The organism is Bacillus proteolyticus (genome assembly GCF_001884065.1).
In the GTDB taxonomy this organism is placed as follows: domain Bacteria; phylum Bacillota; class Bacilli; order Bacillales; family Bacillaceae_G; genus Bacillus_A; species Bacillus_A proteolyticus.
The window spans coordinates 1-23,637 of record NZ_MACH01000159.1 but is presented as its reverse complement, the minus strand read 5'-3'; the positions used below and the strand labels follow the sequence as shown (position 1 = coordinate 23,637).

The following is a 23,637-nucleotide window of genomic DNA, read 5'->3' as shown; positions in this document are numbered from 1 at the left end:
CATTCCTCCAATGTTTCGTAATTAATTAGCGAAACATTGGTGTATACGGGCCTACCTCGTCACTCTCTCCACTCGATTCTTGTCTGCGGACAGAGCGAATCATTCCATATTTATAAAAAATCGAGAAAAGCGGTACATTTCCGATACCCTCTTCACACGTATCAACTAGTTTAAAAGCTCTCTGTCTACCGCTCGATGCTTGCTGACGTACGAAACGAGAAACGTTAGCAAGAAAAAAGACTTCTAATACACAAAGTGCTGTCGTTACAAACGATATATACAGAAGTGCATCCTGCAATAAAAATTCCATCGCTTCACATCCTTAATAAAGTCATTTTAGCACATTCAACAAACATTCTCTATTTCCTTTTATTTTCAAAAATGAATTTTGCATATTTTCTCAAAAAATTATGCTAGAAAATCAATGTATTCGCTTTCTTTAGTATATTCACACGTATCTTTGAATAGGTTTAATTTTTTAGAAATTTATAAAATTTTTGCATTATAATAAAACTATTGCCAGTTTTTGAAAAAAGCTTTATTCTCTTCTTGTAATCAAAAATGAATATGGAGATGAAACATACTATGGGTCAACTAGGAGACGCCGATTACGTTCCCGACACCGCCTTTTTATCCTTCCCAGCAGCTAAAACATTTCATTTAGAATTTATCATACAGTTAGTTGTTATTTTTATAGCTTCTATTTTGTATGCAATTTCTATGAATATGTTTTTTATCCCGCATAATATGATTAGCGGTGGGTTCGCTGGTGTAGGGATGATTATCGGTTATTTAATGCACTACAATATCGGAGCACTTATCTTTTTACTAAACATTCCGCTTCTTATTTTAAGTCACTTTTACTTAGGTAAGAAGACAACCTTTTTAACGGCATACTTTGTAGCTGTATCATCTTTAGCGATGAACATTATCCCAGTACACCAAGTTTCAGACGATATTTTACTTTCTTCTGTATTCGGTGGTGTCATCTGCGGTGCTGCCTCAGGAATCATATTCCGATTTGCTTCTTCAACAGGTGGTTTTGATGTTGTTGGATTGATTGTAGCGAAACATCGCGATGTTTCAATTGGAGCAATCATCTTTGGATTCAACTTAATCTTACTTGTTGCAGCAGGATTTATTTTCGGATGGGATATTACACTTTATACGTTAATTAGTCGGTTTGTAGTCAGCAAAGTAATTGATGCCGTGCATACAAAACATATTAAATTAACGATAATGACAATTACAGAAAAAGGTGAGGAAATAAAAAGCTCACTATTACATCACGGCATACGTGGCGTAACAATGGTAGATGCTGTCGGCGGCTATACAAACCATAAGAAAAAAATGATTTACACTGTCGTAACTCGCTACGAGTTGGGCGAAATGAAACGTATTATCCGCCAAGTGGATAATAAAGCATTTATGAACATTACTGAAACCGTTGAAATTGTCGGCCGTTTCAAACGTATATAAAAAAGCGCAAGGAACTATAATTCCTTGCGCTTTTTATTTTTTACACTTATTACAAAATCAGATAATTCTATTATTGTATCACTAAATGTGTTATAATAAAATTAGACTTACAAAAAAGAGTATATAGACTTGGAAGTTTCTCTTATTTTTATAAGCAAAAAGAAACGAGCAGTCGGGTATATTTCAGACACCATACACGTAACGGTTTTCAAAAAGCCGATCATCTTAGTTATTCTTCACTGATCTTTTTATAAAAAGATACGTACAACTAAAATTCACTTCAATATACTATACCTACCTTTTTGACTTCCAAATCATCTTATTACATAGGGAGATGAACATATGAATCAATATATACGATACACACTAGCTGCCTTATTTGCCATCGGCGGCGGCGTGATCTGCTTCTGGACAAACACTCAGCTTGGAGAGAATATCATTTTTAATGGAATTGAGACACTTGTAAGCGCTTCAATTTTAGGCGGATACATTTTCTTCCTCTTCAATCCAGAAGAAAATGCTCAAAAAACAATGTTATTAACAATGATCGGAATCGTTGGTGGATGTATTTCCTACTCAATGACAAACTATACATTACCACTTCAATTAAGCTCAGCTTTCTTCCACGGTCTTTGGACTTGGTTCATTGCATTCTGCCTAGCAGATGTATTCAACCTATTACAAGACACTGAAGAAGATAGCGGTCGCCAAATTGAAAGTAACTCTTAAGCTGGAAGATATTCTTCCAGCTTTTTTAGATTGGTTTACATACCCCTATTGGTATTACTCGAAATATATCAACGATTATTTCATGATACCGACGTTTCGACACAACATATCGATTTACCGACATCCTTCGACACCCTAAAAGCAACACATACCCTATCCTCCAAGCAGCTTACTGCCGAATTCTACGATTAAAAAGATAACTAATAAGATCGCGAGTATCTTTAATGCTACATATGCTACTTTAAAAACAACATAAATGAGCAAGACTATCAAAATAATAGATAAAATTTCCATATTCACTTCCTCCAAGCTTTGCTCTTCTTATCTCATTTTACTCGCCCCAGACTGTTTATGGAACGACATAAGATGACATATAAAAAAGAGGATACCTCACCCATCGTAAGATACCCTCTCTTTCAGCTGCTCAAACCATTCTCTCTCTAATTTTAAATATCCCATCTCACTCTTCTCGGCGCTCTTTAATTCTTTATCAGTTTTCTTCATATAAGTACGGGAAGCTTCCATATCGCCCTCTAAATATTTAATAATTCCCTGTGTACGGTAATATCCGTTTAGGTCCATTTTGGTAATGGCCTTTGCATGTTCCTTTGCTTCTTGTAAAGAAAGACTATCCATCTGATAAAGGGCTTTATATAAAAGATACCAACTATGAAAACTACTAACGAAAAACTTATTTTCTTTCGTTACAGGTAGTTGAATAATTCGTTCTATATGCGGTATCGCTCTTTCCATTCCCTCTTGATCCGCACGAGCAAAAAAGACGAGCATAAGCCTACTCATTATCTCTCTTATCCCTTTATTCTCTTTTATTTTTTCCTCACTCAGTTCTACTAATCTTTCATCCCAATCTTTCGGTCTTTTATAACTAAATAACTCACTCGATATTTGAATCTCATATAAATGATTTCTAGCTCTTTCATCATCTTTAATTAAAATGAGAAATTGCATACCATCACTCATAAGCGTTCCTTTTATCGGCACAATTGTAACCGCAAAGATTGCAAAATGGAAAAAGGAAAAATATAAAAGATATTGATAATAACTTACCATATATATGTAACCTGAAGTAATACCGAATAGTAAACTTGTAATCGGTCCACCTAAAGTGAGCCATGCCCATTTTTTCGAAAGATTCGGTGTCTCTATAGAAGGTGGTACTAGTGTTGCAACGCCTCCAAAGTATGCCCATAATTTATTTTCTCGAATGCGTAATTTTCCCTTTTCTTTTTGAATAGTAATGGGTCCTACTGTCATAAATTTAAATGTCAAACCACCTATTACACCAAATGCTACATGTCCTAGCTCATGAATGGCTAACACTAACAATGAAATTCCAACTATTGCCCATAGGTTCAAAATTACTTCTAATTTCCCAGTTCGGATTACTCCGTATAAAATAGACAAAACTAACGCCGCCGTCATGGAACCAGCTGGCCTTCTTAAAATATCCACCTTTTTCTCCCCTCAATAAATCATCTTTTTATGCATTTCATACATATATGTTCCAACATGTAATACCCAAACGAACGAAATCATAATGACCATAAAGAAGTCTTTTCCATCTAAAATTGCATACGCAATCGCCGCCAACCACGCACAAGCAAGTGTCATATTTGTATATTGATATGCCTTATATCCCGCTTCATGAACAATTTGCTTTTGCCCTTCATCTGCATTCTTTGCCCACATTTCCATTGACTGAGAATACGTAACACTCTGTTCTGGATATAGAGCGTTATACCTTTTCCTCATTACAAATCCTAACCAAGTTATAGCGATAAAGCACACTGTAGATACTACAATACTTACACTAACAAAGAGCAAGTTCCCCTCACTTGTATACGTTCTATAAAAAGCGATAACTGAGCAAACAAACCATGATGGAATAACAATTTCCATTACTCGAAAATAAATAAGCGCTATCCCTAATCTTCGTCCCTTAACATTTTCTTCTTCATCTTTCGTTTGTGCGAGCGCTCTTGTACGCTTCCAAATATAATACATAACCGCTATGCCAAATACACTCATCATAACAACGCTAATAACAGGAGATATTTTGCTAGTACCCACTGTTGCGATATCCCCTACTACATACCCTATAAACCCACCAAAAATTGCTCCTACTAACAACTTCAATATAGCCGTCAGTTTCCCATTCCCCTTACTCCCCATCTCCATCTTCCCCCTCCACTAACATAAATATCTCCTCCACCGGCGCTCCAAAAATTTGTGCGATTTTTAACGATAACACAATAGATGGCGCATAATCCCCACGCTCAATTAAACTAATGGTTTGCCGTGATGAGCCAATCGCTTTACCTAACTCACCTTGTGATAAACGATGCTTTGCTCGAAATTCTCTCACCCGATTTTGAAGCTTCATATTTTACCTCTTTTTCTTTTATTTAATTAAAATTGTAAATAATATCCTGATAAATGTCAATTATCATTGTCATTTTGACGTAGATACATGTCAAAAATACATATATATTATACTAGATATAACGTATATAATAATTTTTAAGAACTACATAATTGAGGTGTCTCATGGATAAAAAAATGGTCTTTCCTTACGCTATTATTAAATTTTCAGCGGCCTGTTCTCTCTTTTTTTCTTTTTTATTATTTTTCTTTATAGGAAGTGATATGAACTTCTTTAAAACTTCCGCATACTTAACTGGATTTTTATATAATTTTTGGTTTTACCTTCTTTTCTTCTACGCAATTTTATGCTCGCTTGTAATTGACAAATTAAGTTCAAAACATAATAGTACGCCAAGAAAAGTTTTGCTTTATATTCTATCTGGTTACTTATTCTTTCTTCCATTTCATATATACAATGGAGGAGATATTATTCTAACTTTCCTAATTGGATCTGTAGGGGCAATTTGTTCACTTTTCTTTTATTTATGTACATGTATAGCAAATAAATCAAAATGGTTTCGATATATGACCGCTATTATCATTCCTATTTTATTCATTGCAATATGCGCTATTGATTTTACCCAAAAAGAACAATGGGTTGAGCACAGTACAAAAAATACATTTGAGGCGGATTTCTCATATTTTAACGGCACACATAAAATACCCGTTTATGTAAAAAAAGGAGAAACAATTGAGGTTAACGTAAACTTTCTTATTACTGAAAATAGCGCCTATCAAGGTTATAGCACTTACTTTTCTAGTGAATTTAATAAATATGAACCTATGTCCATACTAAGCAATGATACTTACGAACTTTCACCTAGTAAAACGGGGACATATTATATAGTAGTGACCGGTTACGGTATCGAGGGAAAGATAAAAGCAAACTGGAAAATAAAGTGAAACTTTAATCAGTGGGGTTTTTTTTCATCTCCCACTGATTATTAGCCCGCACCAATCGGGCCTTTACGGGCAGTTAATGCGGGATAAAACAAAAAGGCAGTGCTTTTGCACTGCCTCCCTAAAATCTGACATAGAATGGATTCCATATTAACTTGCGTTTTGTAAAAATACTCGTTTTAGTTGCTTGCGGAAACGAACGCTTAACGTAATTGCTACAATGACAATGGCTCCGAAAATGATTTTGCCGATATGCTCTTCCAATAATCCGAAAATATCATGTAAGTTACCACCTAACCAGTAGCCACCGATTAAGAAAAATGATACCCAGAATAAAGCACCTGAATAAATTGTAATCGCAAAACGGCGAAACGGTAAGTTAATGATACCTGCAAAGTATCCTGTAAAATGACGTACTCCAGGAATGAAGAAACCGATAAAGATAAGGAAATATCCGTATTTATCGAACCACATTCTCGTTAAATCAATTTTTCTTTGTGTTAAAAATACATACTTCCCATACTTTTGAACAAAAGGCATACCGAGCTTATTCCCTAAAAAGTATTGAATCGTCATTCCTACACTTGTCCCAATAAAGGATAGGATAATTAAAATAGGTAAACTTAGATCACCCTTCTGTGCTAAAAATCCCGCATATGCTAATGTTGGCTCTCCCGGAAACGGAAGCGCAATATATTCTAACAGCAAGCCTACAAGCACTACATAATACCCGTATTGCTGAAATAATTCATGAACCCATTCCATGTCATCTCTCCTTTCACTCACGTACAACTTCTTACTACATATTGTATAAAAAAATTGTCGAAATAACTATCACAATAGCTTACATTTTTATTACATTTTTGTAAGGCTCGTACTAACGTTTTCTGTTCTTTATTTAATTATCGCTTTAAAACGAGATGATACCTATCTATTACACTGGATAGGTACATTAATATACAAATTCCATCCAGTTTTTAGCACTTGGAAATCGCCTCATTTTGTTCTCTATAAAAAACCATAACAAACTCATACTAACTTCATATTAGCTTCATATACGTATTGTAAGATTATATCGGAATTTGTTGAAAACTTTTATTACTATATTACCTAAACATTAAATTGAATAAATATAAATCGCTTTCTGAAAATGAAAAAAGGGAGAATAGGAATGGAAGCTTATACAATGCACGATTTTATTAATACCAATATTGAATCTCATCCAAATGAAACGATTTTTAATTTACACATAAGCCAAACAAATGAATTTGACGTAAGCTTAACAAAATCTACAACACTATCCTTTATCATTTCTAGAAAGAATATTAAGATTGTCACGAAAAAATGGATTAATTCTAATCACGAAAGCATGATTGGAAAAAGTTATATCATTCCAACTAAAGCCTTTCATTATTTCTTACCTATCATTTCTGAAACAGAAGATGAAATGAACATTCAAGTACAGAGCTTTGGACTATACGGCGAACTTCTACTAAATGAAAGATTACTTATTGATAAAAACAACAAATATAATACAAAAATCACTAATTTTTTTGAATCACTAAATGAAAACGTACATCAAGCATTACGCGGATTACAAATTCGGTGTATGTAATACTACTAAAATAGTAAAAGGAGAATATAATGAAAAAATTACTAGTAACTATAATGTTATCGTTAGGTTTTTTAACTGTTCCATATATGTCTGCAGAAGCAGCTTCAACTAACGAACAGCTTATCGTTGACACGAAATTAAATAAAATGGATTTCTATCAAAATGGAAAGTTTATAAAAAGCTTCTCTGTCGCTACTGGAAAAGTTGCAACGCCTACACCGAAAGGTACTTTTCAAGTGGTAAACAAAATTAAAAACCGTCCTTATTATACAGGACATATTAAAGGCGGCGATCCACGTAATCCACTCGGTGATCGTTGGCTCGGATTAAATATGGCAGGAACATACGGAACAACGTATGCAATTCACGGCACTAACAATAATCAAGCGATTGGTAAAGCTACAACACTCGGCTGTATTCGCATGTATAACAACGATATACATTGGTTATTTGAACGTATCTACGATCGTGCCACTGTCACTGTAAAATAACCTATGAACCAGATTTACATGTAGCCAAGAATTTTATATCTTGGCTTATTTTATTTATTCATTTACAGTAGCGGAACAACTATACTTGCATATATAATGAAGGTAGACTGCGCTAAATAGTGTCTGAACATTGATAAACATGGATATTAAAATTATACAGTTATAAATTTTACATTGCACTCTATAATAGAACTACTGTGATTCTAAAATATTCAGTTCCAATAAACAATTCCCCTTGCTACTTTTATGATTACTTTATAGCGGGGGCTTATTATATGTATATATAACCTGAGTCATCCAAAAATGAAGAATTCGAATATTGCGGTAAAAGCGTTATTTAGGAGGTGTTACTATGACGCATATACTGGTGATTGAAGACAACCCAGATATACAAGAACTTATTCGTGAATTTTTAACTGCCCAAAATTTTACCGTTGATGTGGTTGGCGCTGGAACGGAAGGAATTCTTCTTTTCCAAAAAAATTCATACGACCTTGTCCTCCTTGATGTAATGTTACCAGATATAGATGGTTATAGTATTTGTAAAATTATGCGAGGACAGTCTGATATACCAATTATTATGTTAACAGGCTTACATAATGAAGAAAGTGAAATTAAAGGGTTTGAGTTGGGCGTTGATGACTATATTACGAAACCGTTCCATTACACGGTATTTATTAAACGCGTAGAAGCTGTATTAAGAAGGACAACAACGAAGGAAACCGAAACTGCAACTATACTACAATTCCATGAATTGATGTTAAATTCTACAGCGTATGCGGCTTATGTTCATGGCAATCAAATTGAACTAACAACTAAAGAATTTGAGATTATATATACTTTGTTACAAAATCGAGGAAAAGTATTATCAAGAAGTGATTTATTAAATAAGGTATGGGGCTATGAACATTATGGTGATGTAAGAGTTATAGATACACATATTAAAAATTTAAGAAAAAAATTGAGGATCCCTTATATTAAAACGGTGAAAGGCATTGGCTACAAAATCGAAGCATAGCAAGGATAACATCACCAAAAATATTTTCATCAAAACCTTATTGTTTTGTGTTCTTTTATCATTTTGCCTGTATCAAATTATTTATTTTCTAGCTTTAAACTATGATAAAGAGCATTATGCGAAAAAAACTGAAACTCCAACTGCGGAACATGCGGATTCAGTTACGAAAAATGAACAAAATAAAGTTGTTTCAAAGGGTAGCATCTCAAATTTCCAGTCATCTATTATAGATTTCAAAACACTCTCTACAGCTATTAATCATCTTTTGCAAACTAGCCAAACTGTAGCTGCAAAAGAAAATGCAGCAAATCTTTCGGAGGAAAGTAACAAAACTGAATCACATACTAAAGCGGAACAAACAGCCGCTAACCCTACTTCCTTACATACACAAAATTCAGCAAAGAAAACAAATGAAACACATGATAGTCCAAGTTTAGCAGATGCCTTGCAACAATTAGCTCCAAACATTGGTGCAACAATGCTTGCATTATCTCTGCTCGGTTCTTTAATTTATGCCAAACTAATTGCCAAACCTTTTCAATATATGAGCGATACTTTAAAAGATATTATAAATCTGGACTTTTCAGATAAACAATCACCTAACAAAAATACAGATCAAACAGATTTCAATTTGCAAGTAGCGGCTTCACAAGTCCCAACTATTGTGAAAAATCTACATGAAACAAATAAAGATTTACGAAATGAGCTCAAGAAAGAACAACAATTAGAACAATCTCGTAAAGAATTTATGTCTATGGTATCCCATGAATTAAAAACACCTATCGCAGTCGTTATGGGACAACTAGATGGCATGATTCACGGAATCGGTGCATACAAAGATAGAGACAAATATCTAAAACGATCCTACGAGATGATGCAAGATATTAACATATTAACGGAAAAGATGTCAGAATTATCCAAAATACAAAATCCTCAATTCAAACCGAATTTAGAAGTTGTTTCACTATCTAACATCATTGAGGACGTTATGAGGAAAGTAGATTATTTTATATCTGTAAAGCAATTAACTGTTCAATCTAACATTAAACAAGATGTAATAATTTTAGCTGATCCTAAATTTATTCAAACTGCTATTTTTAATATTATTTCAAATGCAATTCACTATACAATCGATCATCAGCATGTATATATAAAGCTTTATGAAAAACCAAACGGTTACGCATTAGAGGTTTTAAATACAGGTTCACAAATAGATGAGGACAAACTCGATCATCTATTTGAGCCTTTCTATCGCGCTAATCCTGGAAACAACGGTTTAGTACAAGGTAGCGGTCTTGGATTATATATTGTAAAACAAATACTAGATAAACATCAGTTTCCTTATGGAATACAAAACACACCTCAAGGTGTAAAATGCTCAATTGTCTTTCCAAAAGCAATGTAAACTACTACTATAATTTCATAACCCAAACTCATACTTCGTATGAGTGGCGGAATTTTGTAGAGTCTCTTACTCTGTTTCGTTCGCCCGTTGTCCTTATTAGGATAACGGGCGTTTTTTATTTATATAGGGAGGTTTTCTCATGGAGAAATTTAAGTATTCATTACTAGTTTTATTCGGCGCTTGTAGCTACGGCGTACTTTCAACTATTTTTAAACTCGGATTCATCGACGGATTTTCAGCACACCAACTACTAGGAGGACAATATGTCTTCGGGTGGATTGGTCTACTTTTACTCGTCCTTTTCTTTTCACGTCATAAAGTATCAAAAAAACAATTCTTTTCGTTACTAACAGTCGGCACAACTATGAGTATGACAGGTATTTTCTATGCTATTTCTGTAGAAGAACTGCCAGCCTCTATCGCTGTCGTTTTACTCTTTCAGTTCACTTGGATTGGTGTGGTCATCGAAGCGATTGCCAACCGCACATTCCCCAGCCGTGAAAAAGTTATATCTATTATTATTTTGTTTACTGGTACATTGTTTGCTGGTGGAGTATTTGAAGGACTTGGACAAAACTTTTCGACGAAAGGTATTATCTTCGGGCTATTAGCTGCCGTCTCTTTCTCATTCTATGTATTTGCAAGTGGGCGCGTCGCTACAGATGTTCCGCCTTATACGAAAAGCTTTCTTATGACAACGAGTGCTACTCTTATTGTATGCTTATTTTTCCCGCCTACCTTTTTAACTGACGGCGCTTTACAAGCAGGCCTCTGGAAATATGCTTTCTTCCTTGGACTATTCGGGGTTATTATACCTGTCATTTGTTTTTCAATTGGCGTACCAAAAGTAGGAACAGGACTTGGTACAATATTAGGTGCAGCTGAATTACCAACAGCAATTATCGCTTCTATTACACTTGTTCATGAAGTTGTAACGCTAATGCAGTGGATAGGAATTGTGTTTATATTACTCGGTATTTTCACACCACAACTACTTACTGCTAGGAAAGAAAAAAAACATAATCGTGTGCATAGTGCATAGAAAAAGACCTTTCATTTACTTGAAAGGTCTTTTTTCTATACCTCACTTTACCGCTCCATATAACTTCTCTATCTCATGCTCAATTTGTTTTACATCAATTCGTTCAAATAATGGCTGCACGCTATCAATTCTATTCGGCAACGTATTTTGAGGTTCCCAATTTCGGTTAACAATCGACAATGTGTTTCTAACTTTCTCACTTGAAAATGGTAAAAACGGTTCAAGAAGATTTGCAAAATTAGCGATAAGATAAACACAATTATAAATCGTTTCTTCACATGAAGCTGGGGCATCATCTCTTTGTTTCCAAGGCCGCTGTTCATCAAAGTATTTATTTGCAAAACGTACTGCATCAAATATTGTCTCTAATGCCACCTTAAATTTTGCTTGCTCAATCAATTCCCCTACATTTTTATATAATCCTTCTATCTTCTCCTTCAGCTCTACATTAATAATTCCTTTCGGCACAATGCCATCATAATACTTTTCAATAAACTTTAATGTTCGGTTCACAAAGTTCCCATATGCACCTAACAATTCACTATTATGACTGTAAATGAATTCACGCCATGAAAAATCAGTATCACGATTTTCTGGTGCATTTACTGTTAAAAAGTAACGAATAGAATCTGGATTATATCTTTCTAATATATCAGGTGCCCATACTGCCCAGTTTTTACTTGTCGATAACTTTCTTTTTTCTACTGTTAAATACTCATTCGAAACGATATGACGCGGGATTGCTTCTTCTCCTATTCCAAGTAATACCGCTGGCCAAATGATTGAATGAAACGGAATATTATCCTTACCATGTACATAATATGTTTTCGCATCTCTATCCCAAAACTCTTGATCATCTTTCTCTGTTTCTTCAGCCCAGTGTTTACTCGCTGAATAATATCCTGTCACCGCTTCAATCCATACGTAAATTTTCTTATCTTCATACCCTTCCACCGGAATTGGTACCCCAATTGGTAAATCACGTGATACTGCCCTATCTTGTAACCCTTCCTTTACATATCTTTCTGTTAGTTGAATCGCATTGTCACGCCATGTTCCTTTCTGCTTTGCAATTTCTACAGCCGCTTTAATTTGCTGCTGAAATTTATGCAATGCAAAATAGAAATGCTCTGTTTCCTGTACTGAAGGCGTACTACCACATAACTTACATTTCTTTTCTAACAAATCGAGTGGATCCAAAATAGCGGAACAAGCATCACATTGATCCCCCCTCGCCCCTTCATGACAATGTGGACAAAAGCCTTCTACATAACGATCTGGTAAAAATTGCGTACACGTTTCGCAATAAGCTTGTTCAACTACTTTTTTATAAATATAGCCTTCTTCTAATAAACGCAAAAAGACTTTTTGAACAGTTTCATGATGGTGCTCACTATCTGTACGTGTATAGCAATCATACGTAAAACCAAGTTTATGAAAACATTGACTAAATTCTTCATGATACTTATCAGCAATTTCTTTCACCGTCACACCTTCTTGTTTTGCTCTAATTGTAATCGGTGTTCCATTACAATCACTTCCCGAAACATACAACACATTCTCACCTTTTGCCCGGTAATAACGTGCTAAAATATCTCCAGGTAACAAACTAGCAATATGTCCAAGGTGTAACGAACCATTTGCATATGGCCAAGCGCCTCCAATAAAAATACTCATCTTGTATTCCTCCTTTAAAATATAAAAAGCCCCACCCCTATCTTAAAAAAGATAAGGGCGGGGCTGTATAAACAGTCGCGATACCACCTTATTTCGTCAGTCATTCACATAACTAACCTTAACAAGTACGGAGCAATTCATGCTCTTATACTGTGGTTTTGATAACGAGAACCAACTCTCGTCGCCGCCTACTATTATCATTTGATAAGTTCAGGACGAAGCTCAAAGGCCATTGTTCAAATGAATATTCTTGCTTCTTCTCAGCTACCGAAGCTCTCTGGAAAGAATGGTTCCATTCTACTTTTCCTTTTCAACGCTTTTATGTATAACACGTATTTTACGACTTAATAACAGAAAAATCAAACTTTTATTTTAAAAAACAGGAAATCCTACTCACTCACCGAATAACTATACGTTCACAAAAGGAGTGATAAAATTGAATCAAAAGCAACTAAGTACTATTAATGAAAGAAGCTGGAATGCAGCTGCCTATGAAGCTTGGACGAATCGTCACGGCACACCGACAGAATATGCAAAAAGACTCATGCAAGATCCTGTTCATGAAGTCTCCTACTATTTACCTTACATACAATCTCCAAAAGGAAAGCGTATTATTAATTTACTCGGATCAAAAGGCAACAAAGCAGTTGCTCTTGCTCTTTTAGGAGCCGATGTAACAGTTGTAGATATTTCAGCAAGTAATGCAAAATACGCAAATGAACTTGCTGAAGCAGCCAGAGTTTCTATTCAGTACATCGTCTCTGATGTACTAGATGTAACTCTCCCTCAATCATTTGATATCGTATTACTAGAACTTGGTGTACTCCATTACTTTTTAGATTTAAAACCGCTCTTTACAAAAATCTCTCAATTACTAAAAACGGACGGAACATTTATCCTTCGCGATTATCATCCAATGTATACAAAACTATTAGGAATAGACCATCCATCATTTCGAGCAAGTGGAAGTTATTTTGATGAAGAATTAATTAAAGATGATGTTGCTTACAGCATTCTTCTTACAGAAGCACAAAAAGAATCTTTACCGAAAACAACCATCCGCCGCTGGACGTTAGGAGAAATTGTTACAACGCTCGCGGAAGAACATTTTAAAATTGAAAAACTAGTTGAAGAACACGGGTCTCATCAAAGATGGGTCTTCCCTTCTACGGCACCAGAAGGAATTGAAGAACGAATACCCGGTCTATATACAATAATTGCGACAACATGCAAAAAAGGATCCCTTCACGGATAGGATCCTTTTTGCATGCTCGCGCATATAAGTTGAGGTTGGAGATTACCATAATTCTGTAGAATAGGACACAAGATATTTCAACATTCGTCTCTGACTTACGTCGTCAAAAAGGGGTATGACCAACATAACGAAGAGTAATGTTTCAGTTGATAGTGATAATCGTTATCAACTGATTAGAAGTATACATGATGTTATTTCAAATTACAATAGGATTTCTAATATTTATTTATGATTTTTTGGATATACAAATGTATACATTTAAATAACATTTACTTGTACTCATCTGCCCTTTTCCATTATCCGCTATAATTTTTGTTTCTCCGAGAGGAATATTTTTTTTGAGCTCATTTCCTGCACTTATCCCGCATATCCGTTATAATGAGAACCGATATCATTAATATTTAGGGGGTGCTACACATGTCACAACAAGCATTTGAAGAAAAGTTATATGCGAACTTAGAAGCTGTTATTGACCCTGAATTAGGTGTTGATATTATCAATCTCGGATTAGTTTATGACGTTACAGCGGATGAAAATAATAATGCTGTCATTACAATGACAATGACTTCTATCGGTTGTCCAATGGCTGGCCAAATCGTATCCGACGTTAAGAAAGTATTATCAACGAATGTACCTGAAGTAAATGAAATAGAAGTAAACGTTGTATGGAACCCGCCATGGACAAAAGAACGTATGTCACGTATGGCAAAAATCGCATTAGGTGTTCGTGATTAAATAAGGAAAAGACCTGACAATCCAGTCAGGTCTTTTTTCTCTTATTATTTTACTCCTACAGCGTCATAAGCTTTTGTTACAGCTTGTACAGCTTTAGAGTTTTTACCGTATAAATCTTCTGCTGATTGAAGTGCTGCTTGACGCATCATTTTAAAGTCAGAGTTTGCAGTTAAATATTTAGTAAGAGCACGATAGTAAATTTTTTCTGTCGCTTCACGGCCCACTCCAGTTACTTTCACACCGTAATGAGTGCCGCCATCAGATACTAAATACGCTGCCTTATTATTAATACTACTGTTAATATGAACGCCGCCATTATCAGCTGTTCCAGTATAACGTTTATTGTAATGATCTGGGTAACCTTCACCAGGTTTTAATGGGTTCGGAATAGATGCTGGATCTTTCAGAGAACGAAGTGCATCACCAGGCTTACCAGGTGTATAAATATCAGCACCTAAATCCCAGCTCTTCTTCTCAACCATGACACCCATAATGTCAGATAACGATTCATTTAACGCACCTGATTCATTTTTATATACAAGGTTTGCTGTATGCTCAGTTACAGCATGCGTTAATTCGTGACCGATAACATCAAGTCCAGCAGATAATGGAATGAATGTCTTGCCATCGCCATCACCATACATCATCTGAATACCGTTCCAAGCTGCGTTATTCCAAGATTCACCTACGTGAACAGTAGAAATAAGTTTCGCACCTTTATCATCGAAAGAGTTACGGTTAAATGTCTTTTTGTAGTAATCATATACTTTACCTGCATTCACATGCGCATCAACTGCCGCTTTATCTTCGAAGAACTTAGATTTACTTGCAATTTCTTCTCCTGTATATCCAAGAATTTGTGAGAATAAATTAAACCAGTTTTCATCCATATTCTCTGCATCAAATGTATGGACACCTTTTCCTCGTGTACCATCAAATAAGTTGAACGCTCCTGTTTTCGTATCTTGAGCAATTTCAAATGATTGTCTAGCGCCTAATACTCCGTAACCAAATCCAGTAATGTTATCTACCGCATTATATTTCTCAATAACATTCCCATTTGTTGCATCAACAAAGTAATGCCAATATCCTGGAGCTGGTTTTGAAACCGATGCTTTTACAAGATACGCAAGATAGTATTGACCATCTTTTTCATACACATATAAATCTTTTTTCACACCATCATAATTCTTTACTTTACCAATTTCTTTCTCAATATTAGCTTTTGCAATCGTTTCTGCTTGTTCTGCACTAATACTTGCAGATGCAGGAATATTTTTATCATCTAAACTCGGAATAACTTGTCCGAAAAATGCTTTTACATTATTTTCTTTATCAAGCGTAACTGTTTGATCTGAACCATACACAGGAATGTTATTATGCTTCTCAACTAACTTCACATGTGTTGTACCAGACTCAGCATCTTTTTCTTCACCAACGATATTGAAATGTTTGTCAATATTTCCCGCTAGTTTAAACATATCCTTTTTACTCTCTAAATATTGAAAGACTGTCTCTTTTTTATCTAGTCCTTCCGGCGCTTTCCATTCTTCACCTATGTAAGCTGGCGTTTTAAACTCTTGGTGATACTGGATCTTTTGCTCTTCTGCTTTCGTCGTAGTTGCTCCAAATGCCCCAAACCCACTTGCGATAACAGTTAATGCTAATGCTGATGAAATTACTTGCTTTTTCAATCTAACACTCCCCATTCCCCTAAAAGTTTTTAACACCTTTATAAAATTCTGAATAACTTTCCTGATACCTGTTTCCAAAAATTGAGAAAGTTTTTTCTGTTAATTTAACTCACACAAAAAAGGATATCGTTTCCGATATCCTTTTTCCTATAACTTTTCATCCCACTATTCACATACTTAAAATCACCATGGATTAAAATTTCACTTTATTCCATTTTCATTTCAATCGCTAAGTAATGAGAGTTTTCTTTCGCTTGAATGCGAATATCTTCTTCTACAGCCTCCGCTGCATCACGCGTTACAAGTGTTTCACCATTCACAACACTGCTACCTTCAATTTGTACAAGGTATAATTGACGTCCTTCTTGAATAGGAAACTGAATTTCTTTACCAGCCTCTAATGATAAAGAATATAAATTTGCATCTTGGTGAATATGAATTGGTGCAGCTCCATCAGAAGGAGATACCATATGGAACCACTCATTTTCACGTTTACTCCAATCAAATTTAAACTCACCATAGTTCGGTTTATGACCATCACGGTCCGGTAAAATCCAAATTTGTAATAAACGCAATGTTTCATTTCCTAAGTTATGCTCACTGTGAAATACACCAGTACCTGCACTCATATATTGAACATGCCCACGCTCAATTGTCCCTCGGTTCCCCATACTATCTTCATGTGTTAATTCACCATCTATAACGTAAGAGATAATCTCCATATCACGGTGCGGGTGCATATCAAAACCAGTTTGTGCCGCTATTAAATCATCATTTATAACACGTACTGCTCCAAAATTCATATTGTTTGGATTATAATAATTTGCAAAAGAAAAATGAAAATGTGTATTTAACCACCCGTGATTTGCTCTTCCCATATTTTTATGATCAACTTTTCTAAACATATCCTTCACCTCATATTATCTCGAAATCGAGATATTTATTTTTAATTTTTATCACTGCAACTTCTTCAGTAATTCTAATAATTGTTTTTGTTCTTCTCTATTTAGCTTATCAAATTGTTCTGCTTGAAATGTTTCTTGCGGCGGGACTATTTCTTCATATAGAACCTTTCCCTCTTCTGTTAATGAAATATATTTCGTGGTACCTTCTTGTTCACGCTGAATCCAATCGATTTGCTCCATCTTATTTAAAAGTTGAGTAACATTTCCTTTCGTAACAAATAACTTATTTCCAAGCTCTTGCTGCGTTAAACGATCGTGTCCTCCAACTTGAACTAATACATCAAACTGAGCAGCAGATACATTCCACTTTTTCAAATGCTGATTCGTCTCACGAATACTTCTATTATACAAGCGTGATAAACGAAACCATAATAGTAATCCAAGTCTTTCCTCTGCTTTCATTCCATCACCTCGCTCATTTGATACTATTAGTTTAGAACTAAACTTAATATAAGTCAATAACTTATTTATAGTAAGCAACAAAGAAAGCACAGCGCTATTTCTCCACTATGCTTTACATCAATTTTCTATTTTTATATTCATCTAATTTCCTCTCCGCGAACTTCCTCGCATCTTTCTCAATCCATCTCTCTTCGTACGATTCACTTCCAACATACAATACTTCTCTCTTATGCTGCATTGCATGGCGAAATTCATGCAAAAGTGTTTTAAGCACTTGCTCATACTCTTCCCACATACAAACGAAAATTAATTGTTTTTCTTTATGATAAAAACCACCTATCGGGAATAGAAACTCTTCTTCCTCTTCCCCTAATGATAGGAGTACATGATTTGCATCACATGTATCACAAAAAATAACTGGCGTTTTACACGCTTCAATCAGTGAAAACAAATCATCTCTTAGCCTTTTGACATCCCAAGGAAGCTCCGAATCCAACACATACCAATTCTCCACCTGTTGATATACATTTTGAAACTGGAGTTCCATTTCTTTTTATTCCCCTTTCCAAGCTCTCTTTTTCTATATGTATGCCACAATATGGTAAATATTAAACGTACTCTTTGCCCCTTTGAAAAATGACAATAAAAAAAGGAACCTATGTCGGCATAGATTCCTTTTCCGTAATCACTTTTTTTTCATCATTTTTTTGAGTACAAAATAACCAAGTGCGCAAACAATAGCAGCAAGTGCAAAATATTTCACATATGGCCCAGCTACTTTATTAATACTTTCCCACTCTGTTCCTAATTTAAAACCTAAATATACAAATACAATTGACCATGGAATAACAGCTAGTGTAGTTAGCGTAATAAACTTAGCATGTGACATTTTCGCAATACCCGCTGGTATCGAAATAGCATGACGCACAACAGGAATAAAACGCGCTGTAAAAATAACACCAGTTCCGTAACGATTAAACCACGCTTCAGCATAATCAATATGTTTCTTCTGAATCAAAATATATTTTCCATATCGCTCAAGAACAGGTCTTCCTCCGTATCGACCGATCCAATAAATGAATAGTTGTGCGATTACACCACCAATTGTACCGAACGCGACAGCACCCCAAAATGTAATGCTTCCTGTTGATACTAAATAACCTGCATAAGATAATACGATTTCACTTGGGATAACCTCTAGCATTAATCCAAGCATAATTCCCCAATAACCAAGTCCTTCTAGAAAAACTAAAACTGAATGAATCAACTCTCCTAACATCATTTACCTCTCTTTACTGTTTTCATTGCAAAAAATAAAAGTACAAGCAGTAAATATCTTGTACTTTTATTTTTTTAAAATTTAGCTAGTCTTCGTATCCCACTTAAAGATTTTATTTAAAAATTTATATACATTCTTTGACTCTTTCGTAAGAAGTGGACCTAAGATGGATAGTATAAGCACGTATAGTGCTGAGAATGGTTTCAATACTGACATTAAACCACCGGCGATGCCGATATTAGCCATAATGATGGAGAATTCTCCTCTTGAAACAATTGTTAATCCGATATTTGTTGACGCCTTATGAGATAATCCAGCTTGTCGTCCTGCAATCATCCCTGCTACAAAGTTTCCGATTATCGTTAGAAGTACAGCACCTAACGTTAACCATATTGCTCCGCCTAATGAAAACGGGTCTATACTTAATCCGAAACTGAAGAAGAAAATAGCTCCGAAAAAGTCTCTAAATGGAACAACGAGATGTTCAATTCTGTCACTATGCTCTGTCTCAGAGAAAACTAACCCTAAAAGAAGTGCTCCGATTGCTTCGGCAACGTGAATCGTTTCCGAGAAACCTGCAATAAAGAATAACGAAGCAAATACTACAATAATGAAAATTTCATCTGAACTAATATTGAGCAATCTATTTAATAACGGTGTAGCCTTTCTAGCCACAATAAAGAATAGCAGCATGTATCCTAAAGCAATTCCAATCGAAGTGAGAGCACCTAAGAAGGAAGCATGATCCCCTAGAACTAAACCAGAAACAACTGATAAATATACAGCAAGGAATATATCTTCAAACATAATAATTCCTAATATTAATTCGGTCTCATTATTACCAGTTCTTCTTAAATCCACTAACACTTTGGCAACGATAGCACTAGAAGAAATCGTAATAATACCCGCAATAATTAAGATTTCAAGTAATGGGAAGCCCATTATAAATCCGTATAATAATCCAAGTGAAAAGTTAATTAAAATATAGATTGTTCCGCCAATCGCAATGGAACGTCCAGATTTAATTAGTTTTTTCATCGAAAACTCTAGTCCTAGGTAGAACAGAAGGAACAGAACGCCAATCCGTCCAAGGAAGGAAATTACACTTGCACTTTCAATAAATTTGAGATCGATAACACCTATTGTCGGCGCGTGTGGCCCCACTAACATCCCAAGAACAATTAGAAAAGGAATTACTGAGAATTTAAACTTTCCAGCAATGACTGCCGCAATTGCAACTAATACTAACGCTGTACCAACTTCAAAAATTAAAGTATCCATCTAGTCAGTCCCCCTATTCGAAAGTAATTCATTAATAATTTTTTTAATCTCTTCTCTCTCACCCGAAACTACAAGCATATCTCCTTCTTCAATTACTGTTTCTGGTCCTGGATTAAATAGCTTTTTCATATTCTTTTTCATAACTGCAATGATCGTTACGCTATATGTTTTTCTTATTTCAAGATCACCGATTGTTTTTCCGATTGCTGGAGCTGTATTCTCTACTTTAAACCACTCAATCGCTAAACCTTCAAAGACCATTTCAACATTTTCTAATGCTCTAGGCTTGTATACCATTCCACCTAATATTGCTGCAATTTGTCTTGCCTCTGAGTCACGTAATGAAATACTTGAGATGCTTTCTTCATGGTCTGAATCAAAATGATACATTTCTCTACGCCCATCATCATGAATGACAATCACCATCTTTTCGTTACCTTTCGTAACGATTTGAAATTTGTAACCAATACCCGGAAGTTCACTTTCTCTAATATTCATATTTAGCTCCTCCACAACAATTTTTATTTGAATTTTCTGTTTTTCTGTCTTTTATTCATCCAATCCATTTTAGAAATTCTAACCATTCAGGATACCTGTGATTTGGAAATCTTTTATTGTAATAATAAGTGGCTCCTAAAAAGATACTTAAAGATGTAATGATAAAAAATAAATTACTTCTCATTTTCAAACTCTTAAGACTTACTTTCAATAAAGATTCTTCTTTCAAATTATCCCCTCTTTCTCACTTTAAATTTAGTTTTTTAAAATGTAAATAATTCTAAAAATATTACGATGTAACATAATCATAACACAAAGCACGTTTAAGTAACATGATTTTTTAGAAAAATTGATTCCAGTATATTTTTTGCATATAATTTTCTTATTACGTAAAAAAGGAAGTGTATTATATGGTTGATATCTTTAGCAGATTCCTTGAGGTAACGAATAATATTTTATGGTCATATATTCTTATTGCAATGTTAATCGGCTTCGGTCTTTATTTCTCTTTCAAATTAAAATTTGTCCAAATTACTCATTTCCGTGAGATGGTCAGTTTAATTAGTAAAGGATTTAATCGAAAAGAAAAAAAGAAAGATAGCATCTCTCCATTCCAAGCATTTTGCTTAAGTGCAGCAGCACGTATCGGTATCGGGAACTTAGCTGGTGTAGCATTAGCCATTTCAATGGGTGGACCTGGCGCAATATTTTGGATGTGGTTTATCGCTATCCTTGGAGCAGCTACTAGTTTTGTAGAATGTACGCTCGCGCAAATTTATAAAGTAAAAGATGGAAGCAGATTCCGTGGTGGACCAGCATATTACATGGAAAAAGGGTTAAACAAACGCTGGATGGGTGTTTGGTTTTCACTTCTTATTACAGTTGCGTACGGATTAATTTTCAATTCTGTACAAGCAAACACGGTAACAATAGCGTTTGAAAATGCTTTTGGACTAGAGCGAACGATCGTAGGAGCTCTATTAGCTTTATTAGTTGCAGTTATTATTTTTGGCGGTATTAAGAGCATTTCACGTATTACAGAAATGATCGTTCCTCCAATGGCAATTGTTTATATTGGTGTGGCTATTTTTGTCGTTATTAACAACTTCAATATGTTACCAAGCATTTTCATGGAAATATTTAACGGTGCATTCGGTTTAGATCAAGCCATCGCTGGTGGTATTGGAGCAGCAATCAAGTTCGGAATTCAGCGCGGTTTATTCGCGACAGAAGCAGGTATGGGTAGCTCTCCTAACGCAGCTGCAACATCAGATGTATCTCACCCTGTAAAACAAGGACTTGTTCAAGCATTAGGTGTTTTCGTAGATACATTCTTAGTATGTACATCAACAGCATTTATCGTATTATGTTCTGGACTTTACAAAGGATCAAATTTACAAGGAATTGAATTAACACAACAGGCATTAAGTTCACAAATTGGACCGTGGGCAAGTACTTTCTTAGCGATTATTATTTTCCTATTCGCTTTCAGTTCTTTACTAGGAAACTACTATTATGGTGAAACAAATATCGCATTCATTAAAGAAAGCAAAACATGGTTACTGATTTATCGTGTTGCAGTTGTCGGAATGGTGTTCTTCGGATCTATCGCTGCCCTTCAAACGGTTTGGAGTTTAGCTGATTTCTTTATGGGACTAATGGTATTTACAAACTTAATTGCCATCTCATTCCTTAGCAAGTTCGCCTATGCGGCATTAGTAGACTATATAAAGCAAAAGAAACAAGGAAAAGATCCTGTTTTCATTGCAAGTTCTATCCCTGACTTAAAGAATACAGAGTGCTGGGATGGACAGGATTCAGTAGAAAAACAACAGGCTGTATAACGTTTAAAAGCGGAAGCGGCTCGTTCAGAATCGCAGGACATTGGAGCTCTCGACCTTGAAGCGCTTTTTGCTTCGAGCGAGAGAGCGAAATGGCCGGAGATTCTAGCCGCTGGAGCTGGATAATACTAAAAGCGGAGGTGACTTGCTCAGAACAGGAAGGCGCGAAATGACCGACTGTTCTAGTCACCGGAGCTGGATATCAATAAAAATCCCTATTACTTCAAAGTAATAGGGATTTTTATTTACAACAGTTCATAATTTGTTCAAATTAATTCCAGCAAAAGGCTTGATTTATACAAATTACTAGATTATAATAATTATAAATTAGTAATTGATATAACATAACCACTCAAAAGGAGATTGATCATAATGAACAAACAAGTAATCGAAGTATTAAACAAACAAGTAGCAAACTGGAGCGTTTTATTTACAAAACTACACAACTTCCATTGGTACGTAAAAGGGCCTCAATTCTTCACATTACACGAGAAATTCGAAGAGCTTTATACAGAATCAGCTACTCACATCGATGAAATTGCAGAACGCATTTTAGCAATTGGCGGCAAACCAGTAGCAACAATGAAAGAATACTTAGAACTATCTTCCATTCAAGAAGCAGCTTACGGAGAAACTGCAGAAGGGATGGTCGAAGCAATCATGAAAGACTACGAAATGATGCTAGTCGAACTAAAAAAAGGCATGGAAATCGCTCAAGAATCTGACGACGAAATGACATCTGACCTACTACTAGGCATCTACACAGAACTAGAAAAACACGCTTGGATGCTACGTGCGTTCTTGAATCAATAATATATTTAAAAGCGGAAGCGGCTTGCTCAGAATGTGAGGGGGATGGAGCTTTTGACGTAGAGGCGCTCTTTGC

At 35.2% G+C, this 23,637-nt stretch carries 26 protein-coding genes and 1 other annotated feature; of the genes, 12 read left to right on the top strand and 14 right to left on the bottom strand.

Going from position 1 to position 23,637, the window contains the following annotated elements; genetic code table 11:
- Window positions 1-25 precede the first annotated feature (25 nt).
- On the bottom strand, window positions 26-310 hold the full coding sequence (locus tag BAQ49_RS29020; RefSeq protein ID WP_002174090.1) for a hypothetical protein: 285 nt from the start codon (window positions 308-310) through the stop codon (window positions 26-28).
- Between the two features lie 275 nt (window positions 311-585).
- Here BAQ49_RS29020 and BAQ49_RS29015 point away from each other — a divergent pair, with 275 nt between their 5' ends.
- Both BAQ49_RS29015 and BAQ49_RS29010 read left to right on the top strand, forming a co-directional pair.
- Window positions 586-1,479: a YitT family protein gene (locus BAQ49_RS29015; protein ID WP_000530031.1), complete on the top strand. Its 894-nt coding sequence runs from the start codon at window positions 586-588 to the stop codon at window positions 1,477-1,479.
- Between the two features lie 342 nt (window positions 1,480-1,821).
- Complete coding sequence (locus BAQ49_RS29010; protein WP_071748117.1) at window positions 1,822-2,208, top strand: DUF3938 domain-containing protein; 387 nt, start codon at window positions 1,822-1,824, stop codon at window positions 2,206-2,208.
- Window positions 2,209-2,361: 153 nt separating this feature from the next.
- Here the strand turns inward: BAQ49_RS29010 and BAQ49_RS29005 are convergent, their stop codons facing one another.
- From BAQ49_RS29005 to BAQ49_RS28990, 4 genes are all read right to left on the bottom strand, one after another.
- The gene (locus tag BAQ49_RS29005; protein WP_071748116.1) at window positions 2,362-2,502 is read right to left on the bottom strand and encodes a DUF3985 family protein; all 141 of its coding nucleotides are present in this window, start codon (window positions 2,500-2,502) and stop codon (window positions 2,362-2,364) included.
- A 96-nt stretch (window positions 2,503-2,598) separates the two neighbouring features.
- Window positions 2,599-3,651 carry a zinc metalloprotease gene (locus tag BAQ49_RS29000; RefSeq protein WP_071748147.1) on the bottom strand — a complete coding sequence of 351 codons (1,053 nt, stop codon included), beginning with the start codon at window positions 3,649-3,651 and terminating at the stop codon, window positions 2,599-2,601.
- A 42-nt stretch (window positions 3,652-3,693) separates the two neighbouring features.
- Window positions 3,694-4,407 (bottom strand): DUF3169 family protein, encoded by a 714-nt coding sequence (locus BAQ49_RS28995; protein ID WP_084667604.1) that lies wholly within the window; start codon window positions 4,405-4,407, stop codon window positions 3,694-3,696.
- On the bottom strand, window positions 4,391-4,612 hold the full coding sequence (locus tag BAQ49_RS28990; RefSeq protein WP_000776149.1) for a helix-turn-helix transcriptional regulator: 222 nt from the start codon (window positions 4,610-4,612) through the stop codon (window positions 4,391-4,393). The genes BAQ49_RS28995 and BAQ49_RS28990 overlap by 17 nt, the downstream gene beginning before the upstream one ends.
- A 566-nt stretch (window positions 4,613-5,178) precedes the next feature.
- Here BAQ49_RS28990 and BAQ49_RS33785 point away from each other — a divergent pair.
- Entirely contained in the window at window positions 5,179-5,556 is a 378-nt protein-coding gene (locus tag BAQ49_RS33785; RefSeq protein WP_242477372.1) for a hypothetical protein, read from the top strand.
- A 147-nt stretch (window positions 5,557-5,703) separates the two neighbouring features.
- Here the strand turns inward: BAQ49_RS33785 and BAQ49_RS28980 are convergent, their stop codons facing one another.
- Complete coding sequence (locus tag BAQ49_RS28980; RefSeq protein ID WP_071748113.1) at window positions 5,704-6,318, bottom strand: DedA family protein; 615 nt, start codon at window positions 6,316-6,318, stop codon at window positions 5,704-5,706.
- 406 nt (window positions 6,319-6,724) lie between these two features.
- Here BAQ49_RS28980 and BAQ49_RS28975 point away from each other — a divergent pair, with 406 nt between their 5' ends.
- The 5 genes from BAQ49_RS28975 to BAQ49_RS28955 all read left to right on the top strand — a co-directional run bounded on the left by BAQ49_RS28975 (window position 6,725) and on the right by BAQ49_RS28955 (window position 11,124).
- Entirely contained in the window at window positions 6,725-7,168 is a 444-nt protein-coding gene (locus BAQ49_RS28975) for a DUF3978 family protein (protein ID WP_071748112.1), read from the top strand.
- Window positions 7,169-7,197: 29 nt separating this feature from the next.
- The gene (locus BAQ49_RS28970; protein ID WP_071748111.1) at window positions 7,198-7,659 is read left to right on the top strand and encodes a L,D-transpeptidase; all 462 of its coding nucleotides are present in this window, start codon (window positions 7,198-7,200) and stop codon (window positions 7,657-7,659) included.
- A gap of 352 nt (window positions 7,660-8,011) precedes the next feature.
- Window positions 8,012-8,677 carry a response regulator transcription factor gene (locus tag BAQ49_RS28965; RefSeq protein WP_071748110.1) on the top strand — a complete coding sequence of 222 codons (666 nt, stop codon included), beginning with the start codon at window positions 8,012-8,014 and terminating at the stop codon, window positions 8,675-8,677.
- Window positions 8,655-10,082 (top strand): sensor histidine kinase, encoded by a 1,428-nt coding sequence (locus BAQ49_RS28960; RefSeq protein ID WP_071748109.1) that lies wholly within the window; start codon window positions 8,655-8,657, stop codon window positions 10,080-10,082. The genes BAQ49_RS28965 and BAQ49_RS28960 overlap by 23 nt, the downstream gene beginning before the upstream one ends.
- A gap of 139 nt (window positions 10,083-10,221) precedes the next feature.
- A complete protein-coding gene (locus BAQ49_RS28955; protein WP_071748108.1) occupies window positions 10,222-11,124 on the top strand; it encodes an EamA family transporter in 903 nt (300 codons plus the stop codon).
- A gap of 42 nt (window positions 11,125-11,166) precedes the next feature.
- On the opposite strand, the gene metG is transcribed toward BAQ49_RS28955, so the two are convergent.
- Window positions 11,167-12,801 (bottom strand): methionine--tRNA ligase, encoded by a 1,635-nt coding sequence (gene metG / locus BAQ49_RS28950; protein WP_071748107.1) that lies wholly within the window; start codon window positions 12,799-12,801, stop codon window positions 11,167-11,169.
- Window positions 12,802-12,851: 50 nt separating this feature from the next.
- Window positions 12,852-13,124 (bottom strand) — a binding site (T-box leader).
- A gap of 113 nt (window positions 13,125-13,237) precedes the next feature.
- Here metG and BAQ49_RS28945 point away from each other — a divergent pair.
- Window positions 13,238-14,056 (top strand): class I SAM-dependent methyltransferase, encoded by an 819-nt coding sequence (locus BAQ49_RS28945; protein WP_071748106.1) that lies wholly within the window; start codon window positions 13,238-13,240, stop codon window positions 14,054-14,056.
- A 417-nt stretch (window positions 14,057-14,473) separates the two neighbouring features.
- Window positions 14,474-14,791, top strand: coding sequence for a metal-sulfur cluster assembly factor (locus BAQ49_RS28940; protein ID WP_070145396.1), 318 nt, complete (start codon window positions 14,474-14,476; stop codon window positions 14,789-14,791).
- Between the two features lie 44 nt (window positions 14,792-14,835).
- On the opposite strand, the gene BAQ49_RS28935 is transcribed toward BAQ49_RS28940, so the two are convergent.
- The 7 genes from BAQ49_RS28935 to BAQ49_RS28905 all read right to left on the bottom strand — a co-directional run bounded on the left by BAQ49_RS28935 (window position 14,836) and on the right by BAQ49_RS28905 (window position 20,910).
- A complete protein-coding gene (locus tag BAQ49_RS28935) occupies window positions 14,836-16,485 on the bottom strand; it encodes a M4 family metallopeptidase (protein ID WP_071748105.1) in 1,650 nt (549 codons plus the stop codon).
- A 206-nt stretch (window positions 16,486-16,691) separates the two neighbouring features.
- Window positions 16,692-17,390, bottom strand: a complete 699-nt coding sequence (locus BAQ49_RS28930) for a pirin family protein (RefSeq protein ID WP_071748104.1) — start codon at window positions 17,388-17,390, stop codon at window positions 16,692-16,694.
- Window positions 17,391-17,441: 51 nt separating this feature from the next.
- Window positions 17,442-17,852 carry a MarR family winged helix-turn-helix transcriptional regulator gene (locus BAQ49_RS28925; RefSeq protein WP_071748146.1) on the bottom strand — a complete coding sequence of 137 codons (411 nt, stop codon included), beginning with the start codon at window positions 17,850-17,852 and terminating at the stop codon, window positions 17,442-17,444.
- 112 nt (window positions 17,853-17,964) lie between these two features.
- Complete coding sequence (locus tag BAQ49_RS28920; protein WP_071748103.1) at window positions 17,965-18,399, bottom strand: DUF3920 family protein; 435 nt, start codon at window positions 18,397-18,399, stop codon at window positions 17,965-17,967.
- A gap of 138 nt (window positions 18,400-18,537) precedes the next feature.
- Window positions 18,538-19,131: an undecaprenyl phosphate transporter UptA gene (uptA, locus tag BAQ49_RS28915; protein ID WP_071748102.1), complete on the bottom strand. Its 594-nt coding sequence runs from the start codon at window positions 19,129-19,131 to the stop codon at window positions 18,538-18,540.
- 81 nt (window positions 19,132-19,212) lie between these two features.
- Entirely contained in the window at window positions 19,213-20,412 is a 1,200-nt protein-coding gene (locus tag BAQ49_RS28910; protein WP_071748101.1) for a cation:proton antiporter, read from the bottom strand.
- Window positions 20,413-20,910: a cation:proton antiporter regulatory subunit gene (locus BAQ49_RS28905; protein WP_001026076.1), complete on the bottom strand. Its 498-nt coding sequence runs from the start codon at window positions 20,908-20,910 to the stop codon at window positions 20,413-20,415.
- Between the two features lie 410 nt (window positions 20,911-21,320).
- Between BAQ49_RS28905 and BAQ49_RS28900 the strand changes: the two genes are divergently transcribed.
- Both BAQ49_RS28900 and BAQ49_RS28895 read left to right on the top strand, forming a co-directional pair.
- Window positions 21,321-22,754, top strand: a complete 1,434-nt coding sequence (locus BAQ49_RS28900) for an alanine/glycine:cation symporter family protein (RefSeq protein ID WP_071748100.1) — start codon at window positions 21,321-21,323, stop codon at window positions 22,752-22,754.
- A gap of 369 nt (window positions 22,755-23,123) precedes the next feature.
- Window positions 23,124-23,564, top strand: coding sequence for a Dps family protein (locus BAQ49_RS28895; protein ID WP_071748099.1), 441 nt, complete (start codon window positions 23,124-23,126; stop codon window positions 23,562-23,564).
- Window positions 23,565-23,637: the final 73 nt, after the last annotated feature.

Coding starts and splice junctions, on each gene's coding strand:
- BAQ49_RS29020 (WP_002174090.1), bottom strand. CDS start 310: ATGGAATTTTTATTGCAGGATGCACTTCTGTATATATCGTTTGTAACG.
- BAQ49_RS29015 (WP_000530031.1), top strand. CDS start 586: ATGGGTCAACTAGGAGACGCCGATTACGTTCCCGACACCGCCTTTTTA.
- BAQ49_RS29010 (WP_071748117.1), top strand. CDS start 1,822: ATGAATCAATATATACGATACACACTAGCTGCCTTATTTGCCATCGGC.
- BAQ49_RS29005 (WP_071748116.1), bottom strand. CDS start 2,502: ATGGAAATTTTATCTATTATTTTGATAGTCTTGCTCATTTATGTTGTT.
- BAQ49_RS29000 (WP_071748147.1), bottom strand. CDS start 3,651: ATGACGGCGGCGTTAGTTTTGTCTATTTTATACGGAGTAATCCGAACT.
- BAQ49_RS28995 (WP_084667604.1), bottom strand. CDS start 4,407: ATGGAGATGGGGAGTAAGGGGAATGGGAAACTGACGGCTATATTGAAG.
- BAQ49_RS28990 (WP_000776149.1), bottom strand. CDS start 4,612: ATGAAGCTTCAAAATCGGGTGAGAGAATTTCGAGCAAAGCATCGTTTA.
- BAQ49_RS33785 (WP_242477372.1), top strand. CDS start 5,179: ATGACCGCTATTATCATTCCTATTTTATTCATTGCAATATGCGCTATT.
- BAQ49_RS28980 (WP_071748113.1), bottom strand. CDS start 6,318: ATGGAATGGGTTCATGAATTATTTCAGCAATACGGGTATTATGTAGTG.
- BAQ49_RS28975 (WP_071748112.1), top strand. CDS start 6,725: ATGGAAGCTTATACAATGCACGATTTTATTAATACCAATATTGAATCT.
- BAQ49_RS28970 (WP_071748111.1), top strand. CDS start 7,198: ATGAAAAAATTACTAGTAACTATAATGTTATCGTTAGGTTTTTTAACT.
- BAQ49_RS28965 (WP_071748110.1), top strand. CDS start 8,012: ATGACGCATATACTGGTGATTGAAGACAACCCAGATATACAAGAACTT.
- BAQ49_RS28955 (WP_071748108.1), top strand. CDS start 10,222: ATGGAGAAATTTAAGTATTCATTACTAGTTTTATTCGGCGCTTGTAGC.
- metG (WP_071748107.1), bottom strand. CDS start 12,801: ATGAGTATTTTTATTGGAGGCGCTTGGCCATATGCAAATGGTTCGTTA.
- BAQ49_RS28940 (WP_070145396.1), top strand. CDS start 14,474: ATGTCACAACAAGCATTTGAAGAAAAGTTATATGCGAACTTAGAAGCT.
- BAQ49_RS28930 (WP_071748104.1), bottom strand. CDS start 17,390: ATGTTTAGAAAAGTTGATCATAAAAATATGGGAAGAGCAAATCACGGG.
- BAQ49_RS28925 (WP_071748146.1), bottom strand. CDS start 17,852: ATGAAAGCAGAGGAAAGACTTGGATTACTATTATGGTTTCGTTTATCA.
- BAQ49_RS28920 (WP_071748103.1), bottom strand. CDS start 18,399: ATGGAACTCCAGTTTCAAAATGTATATCAACAGGTGGAGAATTGGTAT.
- uptA (WP_071748102.1), bottom strand. CDS start 19,131: ATGTTAGGAGAGTTGATTCATTCAGTTTTAGTTTTTCTAGAAGGACTT.
- BAQ49_RS28910 (WP_071748101.1), bottom strand. CDS start 20,412: ATGGATACTTTAATTTTTGAAGTTGGTACAGCGTTAGTATTAGTTGCA.
- BAQ49_RS28905 (WP_001026076.1), bottom strand. CDS start 20,910: ATGAATATTAGAGAAAGTGAACTTCCGGGTATTGGTTACAAATTTCAA.
- BAQ49_RS28900 (WP_071748100.1), top strand. CDS start 21,321: ATGGTTGATATCTTTAGCAGATTCCTTGAGGTAACGAATAATATTTTA.
- BAQ49_RS28895 (WP_071748099.1), top strand. CDS start 23,124: ATGAACAAACAAGTAATCGAAGTATTAAACAAACAAGTAGCAAACTGG.